Raw genomic sequence first — 15105 nt, forward strand, 5'->3', positions numbered from 1 at the left:
CCCCCACCGCCACCCCGCTGAGCCAGTCCCCACGGCCCGGCGGCGGCTTGAGCCGCTTGGCCGTCGCGCGCTGCACCTGCCCCGCCACGCGCTTGCTGCTGCTTAGCGTGAGCCGGGTCAGCGCCTTGAGGTTGCGCTCATAAGCGCGGGCAAAAACAGAAGCGGTGGAACGACGGGCCATGGCGCGCAGTGTGAACGCAAAGCGCCCTTCAACCAAACAAGGGCCCAGTCCAGAAACACCGAGGAACCGGCTCTGCCGGGCCTCAGGTGTTGCCCCCTGCAAGGGGGAAGGAGAAGCGACACGAAGTGCGCGAAGCCTGGGGGTTAGTAAATTTCAGGGACGATCATGCTCGCAGGCACCGGCTGGCGCAGGTAGTCCGCATGGCGCTCGCGCTCGGGCAGCTCGACGGCCGGGTGCGGCACTTCCTTGTAGGGCATCTGGCCGAGCAGGTGACTGATGCAGTTCAGGCGCGCCTTCTTCTTGTCGACCGCCTGCACCACCCACCACGGCGCTTCCGGAATGTGGGTGCGCTCCAGCATGATTTCCTTCGCCTTGGTGTATTCCTCCCAGCGGCGGCGGCTTTCCAGGTCCATGGGGCTCAGCTTCCATTGCTTGAGCGGGTCATGGATGCGGCCGAGGAAGCGCATGTGCTGCTCGTCGTCGGTGATGGAGAACCAGTACTTGATGAGCTTGATGCCCGAGCGCACGAGCATCTTCTCGAACTCGGGCACGGTGCGGAAGAATTCTTCGTACTCGTCGTCCGTGCAGAAGCCCATCACGCGCTCGACGCCGGCGCGGTTGTACCAACTGCGGTCGAACAGCACCATCTCGCCGGCGGCCGGCAGGTGCGCGGCATAGCGCTGGAAGTACCACTGGGTGCGTTCGCGGTCGTTGGGCGCCGGCAGCGCGGCCACGCGGGCCACGCGCGGGTTCAGCCGCTGGGTGATGCGCTTGATGACGCCGCCCTTGCCGGCAGCGTCGCGACCTTCGAACAGGATGACTACTTTCTGCTTGCTGTGCTGCACCCAGTCCTGCAGCTTGACCAGCTCGCCCTGCAGGCGGAACAGTTCCTTGAAGTAGGCCTGCCGGGCGGCCTTGTCGGTGGCGGCGCCGATGCCGGCCGAGGGGTCGAGGCCGTCGATGTTGCGGTCCTCGATCTCCAGTTCCAACTCTTCGTCGTAGCTGTCGATCAGGTCGCGGGCGATGCGTTGCATCAGTTCTTCATGGTCGGGAAGTGCGCTCGTCGGCATGGTGGGGCAGCAGGAGAAAAGGATTTAAGGAAGGCGAAAGGCATGCTGCTCGCCCTGTATGACGACTACGTGACGGTCTGGACGCCGTTGACATGTAGTTGTCACACGCGGCGAACACCATCTGAAGCCATTCCAACACCCCAGAATCGTCCATGAACACGCTTGCAGCCCCGCATGCCGAGTTGCCGTCCGCGCCTGCTTCGCACCGGCCGAAACTCGACGCCAAGCCCGGTCCGCTCACGCTGATCACCTTCGTGGGCCTGCTGGCAGCCGGCCTGCTGTTCACGGCCTGGAGCCTGGTGGGCGACGTCGCCGCCTCCGGCGTGCCGGTCACGACATGGGTTCCCTATATCCTGCTGGGCGTGGCGCTGCTGATTGCGCTGGGCTTCGAGTTCGTCAACGGCTTCCACGACACGGCCAACGCCGTGGCGACCGTCATCTACACGCACTCGCTGCCACCCAACTTCGCGGTGGTGTGGTCGGGCTTCTTCAACTTCCTGGGCGTGCTGGTTTCCAGCGGCGCGGTGGCCTTCGGCATCATCGCGCTGCTGCCGGTGGAACTGATCCTGCAGGTGGGCTCGAGCGCGGGCTTCGCCATGGTGTTCGCGCTGCTGATCGCCGCGATCATCTGGAACCTGGGCACGTGGTGGCTCGGGCTGCCGGCTTCGTCTTCGCACACGCTGATCGGCTCGATCATCGGCGTGGGCGTGGCCAATGCGCTCATGCACGGCCGCGACGGCACCAGCGGCGTCGACTGGGGGCAGGCCACCAAGGTGGGCTATTCGCTGCTGCTGTCGCCGATGGTCGGCTTCGGCTGCGCCGCCCTGCTGCTGCTGGCGCTGCGCGCCTTCGTGAAGAACCGCGCGCTGTACGAGGAGCCCAAGGGCAGCGAGCCGCCGCCGTGGTGGATCCGCGGCCTGCTCATCCTGACCTGCACCGGGGTGTCGTTCGCGCACGGCTCGAACGACGGGCAGAAGGGCATGGGCCTCATCATGCTGATCCTGGTGGGCACGGTGCCGATGGCCTATGCGCTGAACCGCGCGATGCCCGCCAACGAGACCATCAAGTTCGTGGCGGTGACCGAGATGGCGCAGAACGCGCTGAACCGCAGCGTGCCGACCTCGCTGCCCGCGCTGCAACCCGAAGCAGCGCGCGAGACGCTCTCCACCTACGTGCGCACGCGGGAGTTCAATGCCGCGGTCGTGCCGGCCCTGGCCGCTGCCGCCGGCAGCATCGGCCAGCAGGTCAAGGCGCACGGTTCGCTGGCCGGCGTGCCTGCCGATTCCGTGGCCAATGTGCGCAACGACATGTACCTGGCCTCCGAAGCCATCCGCCACCTGGAGAAAAGCGGCGCCGCAAAGTTCGACGACGAGACCCGACTGCGCGTGGTCACCTTCCGCGAAGAACTGGACACCGCCACGCGCTTCATCCCGCTGTGGGTCAAGGTCGCGGTGGCCATTGCGCTGGGCCTGGGCACGATGATCGGCTGGAAGCGCATCGTCGTGACCGTGGGCGAGAAGATCGGCAAGACGCACCTGAGCTACGCGCAGGGCGCCTCGGCCGAAGTGGTGGCCATGATCACCATCGGCGCGGCCGACATGTACGGCCTGCCGGTATCGACCACGCACGTGCTGTCCTCGGGCGTGGCCGGCACCATGACGGCCAGCGGCTCGGGCCTGCAGTTGTCGACGCTGCGCAACCTCGCGCTGGCCTGGGTGCTCACGCTGCCGGTGGCGATGCTGCTGTCGGGTTCGCTCTACTGGCTTTTCACTCGCATCTTCTGAATCACGCATCTTGTCGGCATTTCATGATCTCGCCGCCCAGTCCTACGGCGGCGACGAAGCCGGACTGATCTCCGGCTACCTGTTCGACGCGTCGGCGCCAGAGCCCGCGCGGGCGATCGACTCCGTGCAGGCAGCCGCATGGCTGGCGCAGCAGCGCGAGCGCGAATGCGCCGAAGAAAACCCGCCGTACGTCTGGCTGCACTTCAACCTGAGCCACGCGCATGCGGAGCGCTGGCTGGTGCGGCACGCGAACCTGTCCGACACCTTCTACGAGACGCTGCACGAAGGGCTGCCCTCCACGCGCATCGAACGCGCCGACGACTCGCTGATCGCGGTCATCAACGACGTGCACTTCGAGTTCAGCTTCGAGCCCTCGGACATCTCCACGCTGTGGATCAGCGTGGGCCCGCGCCTCGTGGTCACGGCGCGCACCAAGCCGCTGCGCTCGGTCGATGCGCTACGCACGGCCGTGAAGGCCGGCGACGCGCCGCGCTCGAGCACCGAGCTGCTCGAACACCTGCTGCGCGCGCAGGCCGACGTGCTGGTGAAGATCGTGCGCGGCGTCACCTCGCGCATCGACCGCATCGAAGACGAGCTGCTGGCCGGGCGCCTCGACCACAAGCGCGCGCGGCTCGGCGTGCTGCGCCGGCTGCTGGTGAGGCTGCAGCGGCTGCTGGCGCCAGAGCCGGCGGCCCTCTTCCGGCTGCTGCAGGGGCCGCCGGCATGGATGTCCGAACCCGACGTGCAGGAACTGCGCGGCTCCACGGAAGAGTTCTCGGTGGTGCTGCGCGACATGCAGGCGCTGCAGGAGCGCATCAAGCTGCTGCAGGAAGAAATAGCCGCCAACGTCAACGAGGACAACAACCGCAGCCTCTTCGTGCTGACGGTGGTCACCGTGCTGGCCCTGCCGATCAACATCCTGGCGGGCCTGTTCGGCATGAACGTGGGGGGCATTCCGCTCGCGGACCACAAGCACGGCTTCTGGATCGTTGTCGCCATCGTGGCAAGCTTTACCGCGGTGGCGGCCTGGGCGGCTTTCCGCAAGAAGCGCTGAGCCGCATGCAGCGGGCCAGTAATGCTATTTATTTAGTAGCGTCGTGCATAGCATCCATGCGCCCGCACCGTTGTTCCATAGCCCCTAGAATGGTGGGGTGTCCTCCATCCTCAATGCCGATCTTCACTGCCACTCCGTGGTCTCCGACGGCACTCTGACGCCCGAAGAACTGGCCGCCCGCGCGGCCGCGAACGGGGTCGAGCTCTGGGCCCTCACCGACCACGACGAAATCGGCGGCCAGCACCGCGCCGCGGCGGCTGCCCGCGCCAACGGCATGCGCTACCTCACCGGCACCGAGATTTCCGTCACATTCGCGGGAGAAACGGTGCACATCGTCGGCCTGGGCTTCGACCCGGACGACGCGGCCATCACGCAGGGCCTCTACGACACGCGCGGCGGCCGCGGCAAGCGCGCGCAGGAAATGTCCGAGGGGCTGGCCAAGGTCGGCATCCATGGCGCCTACGAAGGCGCGCTCAGGTTCGTGGGCAACCCCGAACTCATCTCCCGCACGCACTTCGCACGCTTCCTGGTCGAACAGGGCCATTGCCGCGACACGCCGGAGGTCTTCCGCAAGTTCCTCACCGAAGGCAAGCCCGGCTACGTGCCGCACCGCTGGGCCTCGCTGAAGGACGCCGTGCACTGGATCACCGCCGCCAAGGGCATCGCCGTCATCGCGCACCCGGGCCGCTACAAGTTCTCGGCCAACGAGGAATACGCGCTGTTCCTGGAATTCAAGGCGCACGGCGGCCAGGCGATCGAGGTCGTCACCGGCAGCCACACGCCGGCCGAATATGTCGAGTACGCCGACAAGGCGCTCGAATTCGATTTCGCCGCCTCGCGCGGCAGCGATTTCCACAGCCCCGACGAGAGCCATTGCGATCTCGGCAAGCTGCCGCCGTTGCCCGGCGCGCTCACTCCTGTGTGGGAACTGCTCGGCCACCGCATTCAGCAGTGAGCCAGAGCCCCGGGCCCGGCATCGACAACGCGGCAACCGTTGCGCTGGCCAGTGCACGTTCGGCGGCGCAGACGGCCCGCAGGGTCGAGGCGGAACGCATCCTCGCGGGCATCGGCCTCGTGCTGCTGGCGGTGGCCTGCTTCGCCACGCTGGACACCGCCACCAAGTTCTCCACCCTCGGCGTGCCGATTCTCATGGGCGTGTGGTTCCGCTATGCGTTCCAGGCCGTGGCGACCACCATCGTGCTGCTGCCGCTGCACGGCACCGCGCTGCTGCGCACGCGGCATCCGCGCTACCAGGCGCTGCGCGGTGCGTTGCTGCTGTCGTCGAGCGTCTTCGCGTTCCTGAGCCTGCGCTACATGCCGCTGGCGGAGTTCACGTCGATCGTGCTGATCGCGCCGCTGGTCATCACGCTGCTGGCCGCCACCACGCTCAAGGAGCATGTGTCGCCCTTGCGCTGGACGCTGGTGGCGGGCGGCTTCGCCGGCACGCTGGTGATCCTGCGCCCGGGCGGCGGCACTTTCAGCTGGGCCATCTTCCTGCCGCTGGGGCTGGTGCTGACCAACGCCTGGTTCCAGGTGCTCACCAGCAAGCTCGCGCAGACCGAGAACCCGCTGACCATGCACTTCTACACCGGCTGGGTCGGCACGCTGATCGCCTCGCTGGTGGTGCCCTTCGCATGGACCGCCCTGCCATCGTGGGAATGGTGGGCGCTGCTTTGCCTCATGGGGTTCATGGGCACGGTGGGGCACTTCATGCTGATCCTGGCCTACCAGCGCGCGCCGGCCTCCACGCTCACGCCTTACCTCTATGCGCAGATCGCCTTTGCAATGCTGGGCGGCTGGCTTGTCTTTTCCCATGTGCCCGACCGCTTCTCGCTCATCGGCATGGCGATGATCGCCGTGTGCGGCGCGGCCGGCGCATGGCTCACCGTGCGCGAGCGGCGCGTGCCGATCGAACCCGCGGAATCCTGACCCGGAGATATTTCCTATGGCCCAGTACTTCGAAGTCCACCCCGACAACCCGCAGCAGCGCCTGCTCAAGCAGGCCGTCGCGCTGCTCGAGCGCGGCGAGATCGTGGCCGTGCCCACCGACTCCAGCTACGCCCTGGCCTGCCACCTCGACGACAAGGACGCGGTCGACCAGCTTCGCCGCATCCGGCAGGTCGACGACAAGCACCACCTCACGCTGCTGTGCCGCGACCTGAGCGAGCTGGCCAACTACGCACGTGTAGACAACAAGCAATACCGCCTGCTGAAGGCCGCCACGCCCGGTCCCTACACCTTCCTGCTCGAAGCCACCAAGGAAGTGCCGCGCCGCGTGAGCCATCCGCAGCGCAAGACCATCGGCCTGCGCGTGCCCGACCACAAGGTGCTGCTGGAGCTGCTGTCGCTGCACGGTGCGCCGCTGCTGGCCACCACGCTGATCGCACCCGGAGAGACCGAGGCACTGAACGACGCGCAAACCATCCGCGAGCGCTTCGAGAAGCAGATCGGCGCCGTCATCGACGCCGGGGCCTGCCCCTCGCAGCCCACCACGGTGGTCGACCTCACGCCCATGGGCACGGGCGACGACCCTGTCGTGGTGCGCCAGGGGCGCGGGACATTGGCCGTGCTGGGGCTCTGAAATCGGGCAGTGAGACCCGCCCTGTCTGACACAATCGCGCCGTGGATATTTCCAACCTGATACAGACCGTACTGATATACGCACTGCCGGTGATCTTCGCGATCACCGTGCATGAGGCGGCCCATGGCTATGTCGCGCGCTATTTCGGCGACAACACCGCCGAGGTCATGGGGCGCGTCACGCTCAACCCGATGAAGCACATCGACCCCATCGGGACCATCCTGATGCCGCTGATGCTCTACTTCGCGACCTCCGGCGCCTTCCTTTTCGGCTATGCCAAGCCGGTACCGGTCAACTTCGGGCGGCTGCGCCATCCGAAGCGCGACATGGTGTGGGTGGCGCTCGCGGGGCCGGCTTCGAACTTCATCCAGGCCATTCTCTGGGCGCTGGTGCTGATAGCGCTGGTCGCGGCGGGCATCGATGAAACCTTTTTCATCAAGATGGCGCAGGGCGGCGTGCTGGTCAACCTGGTCATGTGGGCCTTCAACCTGTTCCCGCTGCCGCCGCTCGACGGCGGGCGCGTGCTGGCAGGCCTGCTGCCGAACGGACCCGCGCAGAATTTCCTGGCGCGCATCGAGCCCTACGGCTTCTTCATCGTGATGGCGCTGGTGCTCGCCGGTGTCGTCAGCAACTACTGGCTGCGTCCGTTGATGGACGTCGGCTACTACGTCATCAACCTGGCCATCACCCCGCTCAAGGCATTGCTGTTCTAAGTTCCTCGTTCCATGTCCCCGTCTTCCAAAGCTCCACTGCGCGTCCTGACCGGCATCACACCGTCGGGCACGCCCCACCTCGGCAACTACGTCGGCTCGATCCGCCATTCGGTGCGGCAAAGCGTCGCGCCCGGTGTGCAGAGCTTCTTCTTCCTGGCCGACTACCACGCGCTCATCAAGGTGCAGGAGCCGGCAAAGATCCAGCGCTCCACCCTCGAGATCGCCGCCAGCTGGCTGGCCTGCGGCCTCGACCCGGAGCACGTCACCTTCTACCGCCAGTCCGACATCCCCGAGATTCCCGAGCTCACCTGGTTCCTCACCTGCGTCACCGGCAAGGGCGTGCTCAATCGCGCGCATGCCTACAAGGCGCAGATCGACAAGAACACCGCAAAGGGTGAAGACCCCGACGCCGACGTGACGGCCGGCCTCTTCATGTACCCGGTGCTCATGGGTGCGGACATCCTGATGTTCAACGCCCACAAGGTGCCGGTGGGCCGCGACCAGGTGCAGCACATCGAGATGGCGCGCGACATGGCGCAGCGCTTCAATCACCTGTACGGCGAGCACTTCACGCTGCCCGACGCCGAGATCGACGATGCCGTCGCCACCTTGCCCGGCCTGGACGGCCGCAAGATGAGCAAGAGCTACAACAACACGATCCCGCTGTTCGCGCCGCGCGCGTACCTGCGCAAGCAGATCACCAGCATCGTGACCGACTCGCGCGCGCCCGGCGAGCCCAAGGACACCGAAGGCTCCGCGCTGTTCCAGATCTACCAGGCCTTTGCCGACGCCGACGAGACCGAGATGCTCCGCAAGGCCTATGCCGACGGCATCGGCTGGGGCGATGCGAAGCAGTTGCTGTTCGAGCGCATCGACCTCGAAGTGGCGCCGCTGCGCGAGCGCTACGATGCGCTCATGAACAACCCGGCCGAGATCGAGCGCCAGCTGCTCATCGGTGCCGAGAAGGCCCGCGCGCTGTCGAAGCCCTTCATGGTGGAGCTGCGCCATGCGGTCGGCCTGCGCAATCTCGCGGCCGGCAAGGACAAGGCCGGCGCCAAGGCGGCCAAGGTCGCGAAGCCCAGCTTCAAGCAATACCGCGAGAAGGCCGACGGCCTCTTCTATTTCAAGCTGCTCGATGCGCGCGGCGAAACCCTGCTCCAGAGCCGTGGATTCGCGTCGCCGCAGGAAGCCGGCCGTACCATCGCGGCCTTGCAGGAGCAGCGCGGCGCGGCATTGACCGCGCTGGCCGGGCAGCTTGAACCCATCGACACGGAAGGAACACGCGCCGTCACCGAGGCGCTGGAGGCACTGGCCGAGGCAACGCCCAACAACCAGGGAAGTTGATCCGGCGGAACCCACCGGCCTACCCGCCGGTGAGCAGGAAGAGAGAAGACGGTGCGATCACAAAGGAAGAAAACATGAGCATTTATGTCATCGACGACCACCCCCTGATGCGCGACGCGATCGTGATGGTCTTGCGGCGCTTGCGCCCGGCCGAGAACATCGTCGAGCTCGAGCGCCTCGACAAGCTCGCGGGATCCGTCCAGCAGCGCGGCGCTCCCACCCTCTTCTGCCTTGACCTGAAGCTCCCGGACACCAATGGCGTGTCGGGCGTGATCGCGGTCAAGCAGGTCTATCCCAACGTGCCGATCGCCGTGTATTCGGCGGCACCGGCGGCCGACATGGAAGACGCCTGCATCGAGGCGGGCGCCGACACCTACATCGAGAAATCGGCCAGCTCCAACGAGCTGGCGGCCGCCCTGCGCGGCCTGCTGATGGCGGGTTCGGAAGACGAAGCCGACGAGCCGCCGGCCGCCAACAGCGGCAAGCTGTCGAAGCGCCAGACGCAGCTGATCGCCATGCTCGACAAGGGCATGAGCAACCGCGACATCGCTACGGACCTCGAAATCAGCGAGCACACGGTGAAGGTTCACCTGTGGCGGCTGTTCCGCCGGCTGGGGGTGAAGAGCCGGACGCAGGCCTTGCATTACGCGCGTACGAACGGATTGCTTTCGGGCTAACCCCGGGCTTCGCGCACTTCCTTCCCGGTGTTTCTGGAAAGAAAAAACCGCGCATTGCGCGGTTTTTTTCTTCAGCCGCCGGAAGCCGTCACCCGAGCCTGCGCCACCGCCTCGTCCGCGTCATGCAGCGCCACGCGGAACACGCTGCCGCTGCCCAGCCGCGACCGCACGCTCACCGGGTGGCCCAGCACGTGCGACAGCCGCGCAACGATGGCCAGGCCGAGGCCGAAGCCGTCCGAGGTACCGGCATGGTCGGCCACCTTGTAGAACTCCAGGAACACGTCGCGCAGATGCTCGGGCGCGATGCCGATGCCGGTGTCCCACACTTCCACGCGCAGGCCGTCGCGCGTCTGCCGCGCCGCCAGCAGCACGCCGCCTTCGGTCGTGTACTTGATGGCGTTGGCCAGCAGGTTGCCGATCATGCGGCGCACGCGGATCGGGTCGGTCAGGAACGAGCCTTCGCACACGTGCACCCGGAAGTCCAGCCCGCGGCTCTCGGCCACGGGGCGGTATTGCAGCTCCAGGTCGTGCAGCAGCTCGGGCACGTCGACGCGCTCGACGTGCAGGCGCACCTGGCCCGAGTCGATGCGCGCCAGGTCGAACATCGAGTCGAACAGCGCGTTCACCGCGTGCGTGGCGCGCACGATCTTCGGGGCGAGTTCCAGCACCAGTTCGGGCTCGTTGCGCAGCCAGTCGGCGTACAGCGAGAGTGCCAGCACCGGCTGGCGCATGTCGTGCGCGGCGCTGGCCAGGAAGCGGTTCTTCATGGCCACGGCCGACACCGCCGCCTGCCGCTGCTGCGTGAGCGACTTGATCAGGATGTGGTTGTGGAACAGCAGCTCCAGGCTGTTGCGCGCCGTCTCGTAGATGTGCCGCCCGGCCCGCAGCAGCAGGAACCAGTGCAGGATCGGCAGGACCGGCATCAGGTAGCTGTACTGGAACTGGGGGTGATGCAGCATGATCCCCGACAGCCGGATCAGCACCGCGCCCAGCATCGTGATGAACAGCGTGTTGACGTAGCGCTTGAGCAGCGGGGGATGCAGCGCCAGCCCGTTCAGCGGGAAGGTGCCCACCCCGGCCACGATGAGCCAGCTCATGAACTGGTTGGCCTGCGGCGTGCGCTCGAAGAACAGCAGCACCGAGAAGCCCCACACCACCGCGCTGGTGCTCCACACGAAGCCGTAGCGCTCGGTGAACTGCAGCTGTGCCGCGGCACTGCGCCCCGCATAGCGCACCGCATACACCTGCGCGCCCCAGGCGCGGCAGGCCGTGGCGATGAGGCCGGCCACCAGCCAGGTGATCAGTTCCCAGCGCGGGATGTAGGCCCAGTTGAGGCCGACCATGGCCGGCATCAGCGCGGCCGAGACGAGGTAGGAGCCGCGCGCCGAGCGCATCAGGCTGCGGATGAGCTCGCCGCGCACCCACGATTCGGCCTCGTCGGCCGAAGCCGGGGCGGGTGTCAAGCTCGCGATCGAGGCATTGGCCATGTGGTGATGACCCTTGTTTGTCCGGCCATGAAGAAAGCCCCTTCTGCAAGGGGCGCCAAGAGGTGGGATCTTAACGGGGTGTCGCCCGTTGTTTCTGCGCGTAACAGGAGAAAACGGCGCTCCCACGGGCCACGGATAATGGCCGGCTCCTTTTTCCACGAATCACGAGCCCCCGGAAATGTTTAACAACCTGGCCCCTTTTCTCATCCACTGGGCCATCACGGCCATCTCGCTCTGGGTGGCGAGCCATCTGTTTCGGGGAATCAAGTTCGAGAGCACCGGCGCGCTGGTGGTCTCGGCCCTGCTGCTGGGCCTGGCCAATGCCGTCGTCAAGCCGCTGCTGATCGTGCTCACGCTGCCGCTGACGCTCGTGACGCTCGGCCTGTTCCTGCTGGTCATCAACGCGCTGATGATCCTGCTGGTGGCCGCGCTGGTGAAGGGCTTCCGCGTGTCCGGCTTCTGGACCGCGCTGTTCGCGAGCATCTTCATCTCGATCCTGAGCGTCGTCATCGGCTCGTTCGTGACGAGCGACGACCCGGCCGAGAAGGTGCAGATGCCGCAGAGCGGCAACTGGCTCTGAAGCCAGGCTGCCGGCGGCGCTAGCCGAGCACGGCGCCGCCGCGCAGCAGCGCCTCGCGCAGCGCGGGCACCGGCACCTTGCGCACCTGCGCTCCCATGCCGCCCTCCGCCGCCCTGGCGGCCATGGCCGCGGCAATGCCGGCGGCCTGCCCGACCGCCATCGAGATCGTCATCACCCGGATCGCCGCCAGCGCCTCGTGGCTCGCCGAAATGCCGCGGCCCACGCCCAGCGCGTTGTCGAGCGCGCTCGGCACCAGGCTGCGGTACGGAATCTGATACGCGTGGTCTGCGTCCATCGGCACATAGTGCAGCGCACCGCCCGTTGCCGGGTGGATGTCGATCGGGTATGCCCCCGCTGCAATCGCATCGCCAAACTGCACCGGCTCCAGCAGTTCGGCCGCCGTCAGCACATGGTCGCCCTCCATCCGCCGCGTCTCGCGCACGCCGACCTGCGTGCCGAAGGCCCGCAGCCGCCCGTGCTCGCAGCCGGGCACCGCATCCGCGAGGAAGCCCGCCGCCTTCCACGCCTGGCGCCGCCCTTCGATCTCGGCGGCGCCCAGCGCCATCGGGTCGGCGGCGTCGATGCCCAGGCGGCTGATGTTGAACCAGCCGTCGTCCGAATAGGGATCGCGGCTCGAGTGCAGCGCCGCGCGCGCCAGCCGGCCCTGCGCGAAGCCGCGCGCCGCCAGTTCGGCAAGCTCGGCCTTCGACAGCGCACCGAAGCGCGCGAAGTCGATCGGCCCGAAGCGGAACATCATCGTCGCCGGCTGCAGCGCCTCGCCGTTGCCGAGTTCCAGGAAACGCGCGCCCGCCCGCTTCAGCACATCCATGTCGCCCGACGCGTCGACCAGCACGCCCGCGCGCAGGTGCAGCACCCCGCCCTTGGTCAGCACGCTCACCCGCTCGATGCGGCGGCCCTCGCATGCCACGTCGAGCAGGCTCGCATGCAGCAGGGGCCGCACGCCGGCCTCGGCCACCATGTCGTCCAGCACCAGCTTCAGCACTTCGGGCGCGTATTCGACGCGGTCCATGCGGTGCCCGGTGGACATCACGAAGGTCTCGTGCGCGCGGGCTCCGTCGTAGCGGCGCAGCCGATCGACCACCTCCTGCGCCAGGCCGGCCACCACCTTGCGGCCGTTGCCGGTCTGCCAGCTGTTGAACTGCGCCACTGCGCCGGCCGTCGCATTGCCGCCGAGGAACCCGTAGCGCTCCACCAGCACGACCGACGCGCCCTGCCTCGCCGCCGCCACGGCCGCCATCGTGCCGGCGACGCCGCCGCCGCACACCACCACGTCGGCCTCGACCGTGCGGCTGCTTGCCTGCCCCTGATCCGTGCTGTCGTTCATTTCAGTTTTCCAGCTGGATGCCGCGGCTCTTCACCACGTCGCCCCAGCGGCTGCCTTCGGCCTTCAGGTATCTGGCCGTGGCCTCGCGACCGCTGGTGAACGGTTCGAGGCTCAGCGCGGTGAAGCGCTTCTTCACCGCGTCTGACTGCAGGGCCGCCGCCAGCAGCTTCTCGAGCCGGGCCAGCCCTTCGGGCGGAATCGAGCCCTTGGGCGCGACCAGCGTGGCCCAGCCCTCGACCTCCAGGCTCTGCAGCTTCAGGCTGCGGAAGGTGGGCACGTTCTGCAGTTCGGCCACCGGCTGTGCCGAAGACACGGCCAGCGCGCGCAGCCGGCCCGAGCGGATATGCACGATCACGCTCGGCAGATTGAGGAAACCCATCGACACCAGCCCGGAGATCAGGTCGGGCATGAGCGCGCTCTCGCCCTTGTAGGGCACGCTGACCAGCGAGGTGCCGGTCTCCTGCGCGAAGAGTTCGGCCGTCAGGTGGGCCAGCGTGCCGGTGCCGCTGTTGCCCGCGCTGAGCTTGCCGGGCTGCGCCTTGGCCTGCGTCACGAGGTCGGCCACCGTCATCGCCTTCGACTCGGCCGGCACCACCAGCACCAGCGGCTGCTGCGAAACCATGCCGATGGCGTCGAAGTCGCGCGCCACGTCGTATGTGAGCTTCGGGTTCAGCGCCGGGTTGATCACCATGCTGTTGCTGCCCATGAGCAGCGTGTGGCCGTCGCGGCTCTGCAGGGCCGCCGCCACGCCGATGGCGCTGCCGGCGCCCGGCTTGTTCTCCACGATCACCGCCTGCCCCAGCTGCGGCGCGAGCACTTCGGCCAGCACGCGCGCCGAGCCATCGGCGCCGCCGCCCGGCGCGAAGGGCACGATGATGCGCACCGGCTTGGTGGGCCATGCCTCGGCGGCCCCGGCGCCATGCCAGGGCCCGGCGGCCAGGGTGCCCGCGGCGCCGAGCGCCACGGCCGAGAGAACGCTTCTGCGTGTGACGCCGGGTGCCAGCGCACCCCGGCCCGAGATTGGACGGTGAACCATGTCCTGTATGCCTCTGCTTATGGTTTTGATCGAATGAAGGAACACGCCGATGCTAGGAACGCGGCGCCGGGGCGGCAAATACCAACATGTGGCGAGCCCATAACATCGCGTTATCGAACATCGCCGAAGCGCCGGGCAAAGTCATGAACCTCCGACAGATCGAAGTCTTCCGCGCCGTCATGCTGGCCGGCTCCGTCACCGATGCGGCGCGTTCGCTGCACGTGTCGCAGCCGGGCATCAGCCGCATGCTGTCTCACATCGAGCTGCAGCTGGGGCTGCGCCTGTTCGAGCGCCGCAAGGGCAAGCTGCAGGCCACGCCCGAGGCGCAGGCGCTGTTCGCGGAGGTCGAGCAGGTGTATCGCGGCGTTGCGCGCATCGAGGACTGCGCGCAGGCGCTCAAGAGCGGCAAGATGCTCACGCTGCGCGTGCTGTGCAGCCCGAGCACCGGGCTCGACATGGTGCCGCGCGCGCTCACTGCGCTGGGCCGCGAGTTCCCCGCCGCCCGCTTCTACGTCGAGGTGCTGCTGGCCCGCGACATGGTCAAGCGGCTGGCCGCGCACGAGGCCGACGTGGCGATCTCCACCCTGGCCATCGACGACCCGCTGCTCAATGCGCGACCCATCGGCCAATGGACGCTGGCCGGCGTGTTTCCCAAGGGCCACCCGCTGGAGGCGCGGCGCACGCTGAAGCCGGCCGACATCCTGGGCGAACGCATGATCGCGTTCAGCCCCGACACGCCGCAGGGCCGCATCATTGCCGACTGGTGCCTGCAGCACGGCTGCCAGCCCGATGCGCAGACCGAGGTGCGCGCCGGCCAGACCGCCTGCGCGCTGGCGGCGGCGGGCGCGGGCGTGGCCATCGTCGACGACCTCACCGCGCGCGGCTGCATGACCGACCGGCTGAGCTTCCGGCCGATCGGGAAGGCGCCGTCGTTCGACGTGTTCGCCGTCACCAACGACAACTTCGCGGCCTCGCTGCTGGCCGGGCGCTTCATCACGCATGCCGAAGCGGCCCTGCGACAGCTGAAGAAAGAGCGGGCCTGAACCCTGAACACGCGCTAAGAGATACCTGTAACCCGGGCTTTCCGCAGACGCCGCAGCCGGCATTCCGCTCCGGAGTTTTCACTAACGCCGGAGTTCTCGTAGCATGCGTAGAGGCGATACCCGCGTTATCGGTATCGCATCACGTCGCCTGCCTTCGAACCCGATTCCGAGAGAGCCCATTGCCCCCGACCAAAGCCTCCGCCCCTGCGT

The 15105-nt window shown here is 67.6% G+C and carries 14 protein-coding genes and 1 pseudogene; 10 read left to right on the forward strand and 5 right to left on the reverse strand.

Annotated elements, in window-relative coordinates; all coding sequences use genetic code 11:
- Together AC1RVW_RS29450 and ppk2 are read right to left on the reverse strand one after the other, a co-directional pair.
- A pseudogene (locus AC1RVW_RS29450) lies at positions 1 to 181 on the reverse strand (extracellular catalytic domain type 1 short-chain-length polyhydroxyalkanoate depolymerase); the annotation flags it as partial.
- A gap of 143 nt (positions 182 to 324) precedes the next feature.
- Positions 325 to 1251 carry a polyphosphate kinase 2 gene (gene ppk2, locus AC1RVW_RS29455; RefSeq protein ID WP_409196061.1) on the reverse strand — a complete coding sequence of 309 codons (927 nt, stop codon included), beginning with the start codon at positions 1249 to 1251 and terminating at the stop codon, positions 325 to 327.
- Positions 1252 to 1403: 152 nt separating this feature from the next.
- Between ppk2 and AC1RVW_RS29460 the strand changes: the two genes are divergently transcribed.
- From AC1RVW_RS29460 to AC1RVW_RS29495, 8 genes are all read left to right on the forward strand, one after another.
- On the forward strand, positions 1404 to 3035 hold the full coding sequence (locus tag AC1RVW_RS29460; RefSeq protein WP_493204227.1) for an inorganic phosphate transporter: 1632 nt from the start codon (positions 1404 to 1406) through the stop codon (positions 3033 to 3035).
- Between the two features lie 10 nt (positions 3036 to 3045).
- Positions 3046 to 4089 (forward strand): transporter, encoded by a 1044-nt coding sequence (locus AC1RVW_RS29465; protein WP_106937151.1) that lies wholly within the window; start codon positions 3046 to 3048, stop codon positions 4087 to 4089.
- A gap of 97 nt (positions 4090 to 4186) precedes the next feature.
- Positions 4187 to 5044: a 3',5'-nucleoside bisphosphate phosphatase gene (locus AC1RVW_RS29470; RefSeq protein ID WP_081266235.1), complete on the forward strand. Its 858-nt coding sequence runs from the start codon at positions 4187 to 4189 to the stop codon at positions 5042 to 5044.
- Positions 5041 to 6018: a DMT family transporter gene (locus AC1RVW_RS29475; RefSeq protein ID WP_106937150.1), complete on the forward strand. Its 978-nt coding sequence runs from the start codon at positions 5041 to 5043 to the stop codon at positions 6016 to 6018. The genes AC1RVW_RS29470 and AC1RVW_RS29475 overlap by 4 nt, the downstream gene beginning before the upstream one ends.
- A gap of 16 nt (positions 6019 to 6034) precedes the next feature.
- A complete protein-coding gene (locus AC1RVW_RS29480) occupies positions 6035 to 6670 on the forward strand; it encodes an L-threonylcarbamoyladenylate synthase (RefSeq protein WP_081266233.1) in 636 nt (211 codons plus the stop codon).
- 41 nt (positions 6671 to 6711) lie between these two features.
- Complete coding sequence (locus AC1RVW_RS29485) at positions 6712 to 7383, forward strand: site-2 protease family protein (protein ID WP_081266232.1); 672 nt, start codon at positions 6712 to 6714, stop codon at positions 7381 to 7383.
- A gap of 12 nt (positions 7384 to 7395) precedes the next feature.
- Positions 7396 to 8727, forward strand: coding sequence for a tryptophan--tRNA ligase (locus tag AC1RVW_RS29490; RefSeq protein WP_106937148.1), 1332 nt, complete (start codon positions 7396 to 7398; stop codon positions 8725 to 8727).
- A 74-nt stretch (positions 8728 to 8801) separates the two neighbouring features.
- Entirely contained in the window at positions 8802 to 9404 is a 603-nt protein-coding gene (locus AC1RVW_RS29495; protein ID WP_081266230.1) for a LuxR C-terminal-related transcriptional regulator, read from the forward strand.
- Between the two features lie 71 nt (positions 9405 to 9475).
- On the opposite strand, the gene shkS is transcribed toward AC1RVW_RS29495, so the two are convergent.
- Positions 9476 to 10891, reverse strand: coding sequence for a surface-behavior sensor histidine kinase ShkS (shkS, locus tag AC1RVW_RS29500; RefSeq protein WP_081266229.1), 1416 nt, complete (start codon positions 10889 to 10891; stop codon positions 9476 to 9478).
- Between the two features lie 178 nt (positions 10892 to 11069).
- Between shkS and AC1RVW_RS29505 the strand changes: the two genes are divergently transcribed.
- On the forward strand, positions 11070 to 11471 hold the full coding sequence (locus tag AC1RVW_RS29505) for a phage holin family protein (RefSeq protein WP_081266228.1): 402 nt from the start codon (positions 11070 to 11072) through the stop codon (positions 11469 to 11471).
- 19 nt (positions 11472 to 11490) lie between these two features.
- Here the strand turns inward: AC1RVW_RS29505 and AC1RVW_RS29510 are convergent, their stop codons facing one another.
- The gene (locus tag AC1RVW_RS29510; protein ID WP_493204232.1) at positions 11491 to 12816 is read right to left on the reverse strand and encodes an FAD-dependent oxidoreductase; all 1326 of its coding nucleotides are present in this window, start codon (positions 12814 to 12816) and stop codon (positions 11491 to 11493) included.
- Between the two features lies 1 nt (position 12817).
- Entirely contained in the window at positions 12818 to 13852 is a 1035-nt protein-coding gene (locus AC1RVW_RS29515; RefSeq protein ID WP_493204233.1) for a Bug family tripartite tricarboxylate transporter substrate binding protein, read from the reverse strand.
- Positions 13853 to 13995: 143 nt separating this feature from the next.
- Between AC1RVW_RS29515 and AC1RVW_RS29520 the strand changes: the two genes are divergently transcribed.
- Complete coding sequence (locus AC1RVW_RS29520; RefSeq protein WP_172839778.1) at positions 13996 to 14895, forward strand: LysR family transcriptional regulator; 900 nt, start codon at positions 13996 to 13998, stop codon at positions 14893 to 14895.
- The last annotated feature ends 210 nt before the right edge of the window (positions 14896 to 15105 follow it).

This window comes from Variovorax sp. MPBD4-3 (assembly GCF_058809745.1).

Excerpts from the sequence above, each read along its gene's own strand:
- AC1RVW_RS29495 (WP_081266230.1), top strand. The coding sequence starts at position 8,802 with ATGAGCATTTATGTCATCGACGACCACCCCCTGATGCGCGACGCGATC.
- AC1RVW_RS29460 (WP_493204227.1), top strand. The coding sequence starts at position 1,404 with ATGAACACGCTTGCAGCCCCGCATGCCGAGTTGCCGTCCGCGCCTGCT.
- AC1RVW_RS29480 (WP_081266233.1), top strand. The coding sequence starts at position 6,035 with ATGGCCCAGTACTTCGAAGTCCACCCCGACAACCCGCAGCAGCGCCTG.
- shkS (WP_081266229.1), bottom strand. The coding sequence starts at position 10,891 with ATGGCCAATGCCTCGATCGCGAGCTTGACACCCGCCCCGGCTTCGGCC.
- AC1RVW_RS29490 (WP_106937148.1), top strand. The coding sequence starts at position 7,396 with ATGTCCCCGTCTTCCAAAGCTCCACTGCGCGTCCTGACCGGCATCACA.
- ppk2 (WP_409196061.1), bottom strand. The coding sequence starts at position 1,251 with ATGCCGACGAGCGCACTTCCCGACCATGAAGAACTGATGCAACGCATC.
- AC1RVW_RS29515 (WP_493204233.1), bottom strand. The coding sequence starts at position 13,852 with ATGGTTCACCGTCCAATCTCGGGCCGGGGTGCGCTGGCACCCGGCGTC.
- AC1RVW_RS29520 (WP_172839778.1), top strand. The coding sequence starts at position 13,996 with ATGAACCTCCGACAGATCGAAGTCTTCCGCGCCGTCATGCTGGCCGGC.
- AC1RVW_RS29505 (WP_081266228.1), top strand. The coding sequence starts at position 11,070 with ATGTTTAACAACCTGGCCCCTTTTCTCATCCACTGGGCCATCACGGCC.
- AC1RVW_RS29510 (WP_493204232.1), bottom strand. The coding sequence starts at position 12,816 with ATGAACGACAGCACGGATCAGGGGCAGGCAAGCAGCCGCACGGTCGAG.